The sequence below is a fragment of the Vibrio sp. 03_296 genome (assembly GCF_002265885.1).
In genome coordinates, this window is record NZ_NPKW01000599.1 from 1 (window position 1) to 672 (window position 672).

Sequence of the window (672 nt, forward strand, 5' to 3'; positions counted from 1 at the left end):
CTGCGCTAATGTACGCGCGACATCGTTCTGCCCCGATGATCAAGAAACCTTTTGGAGCGGGTTCTGACACCCCTAGTGCCACCGCCATTGGGCGAGCCGTTGCACTTTGCAGCACCACAGTGCCAATAATCACCATAAAGGTAAGTGGCACTAACAACGCAGCTTCAGACATGCCGAGTGACTCTAACTTGATCGCAAATAACGACGAAATGGACGCGGCGACAATGCCACGTGGCGCAACCCAAGCCAAAARGCCTTTCTTACCATTAAGCGAGCTGCGCAGCGTCGCAAGATAGATAGAGACCGGACGAGAGACAAACTGAATAAACGCGAATAAGACCAAGGCACTGATGCCGAGTGTGTAAAAGTCTTCCGGCTGGATACGCGCCGCCAGCAAAATGAATAAGCCAGTGATAAAGAGAATGGTGAGATGCTCTTTAAAGTGAAGAATATGCTTGATATCCACCCCCTTTGGAGTTAGCTAACCACATCCCCCATCACGGTGACCGTTAATAGGCCTGATTCATGTTCCAGATGATTCGAGAGCGCAAACACGCCCAGCACTAAGCTTAAAACGGCAAACGGTTGCAGGTATTCAGGCAACCAGCCACGTCGCAGCACCACCGCGAGAAACTGACCAAACAAAACGCCTAACCCGAGGCCAATGGCCAG

Annotated in this window: 1 pseudogene; it reads right to left on the bottom strand. The window is 51.4% G+C overall.

Annotation, left to right across the window (positions count from 1 at the left end):
• A pseudogene (locus CIK04_RS26485) lies at positions 1-672 on the bottom strand (sodium:proton antiporter); the annotation flags it as partial.